The organism is Paenibacillus sp. UASWS1643, assembly GCF_008693195.1.
In the GTDB taxonomy this organism is placed as follows: domain Bacteria; phylum Bacillota; class Bacilli; order Paenibacillales; family Paenibacillaceae; genus Paenibacillus; species Paenibacillus amylolyticus_B.
In genome coordinates this window covers 1-245 of the sequence record NZ_VXKZ01000014.1, presented here as the reverse complement: position 1 = coordinate 245, position 245 = coordinate 1, and the positions used below count along the sequence as shown (strand labels likewise).

Below are 245 nucleotides of genomic sequence, written 5' to 3'. Positions count from 1 at the left end.
ACATTTATTACAGTTATCTCAAACATCTTCCATACCAGAATTCGTCTAGATGAATTCAAAGCATTCTTTGAACCAAAACTAGACACTCCAGGTTTAACCCGTGAAATTAAGATGGATACTAGAGCAATCACAAGTACCGTTGAATTGGTTGAATCTGAAAAAGACGCTGTGAGAGAAGCAATTAAATAATCATAAAGAAAAGGAACCTATATATTAGGTTCCTTTTTTAATATTCATAATATAAA

1 protein-coding gene is annotated in these 245 nt (G+C 31.4%); it reads left to right on the top strand.

What is annotated here, in order from left to right; translation table 11 throughout:
• Positions 1–189 (top strand): hypothetical protein (locus FE296_RS33130; RefSeq protein WP_150363965.1); only part of this gene is annotated, 189 nt, incomplete at its 5' end.
• Positions 190–245: the final 56 nt, after the last annotated feature.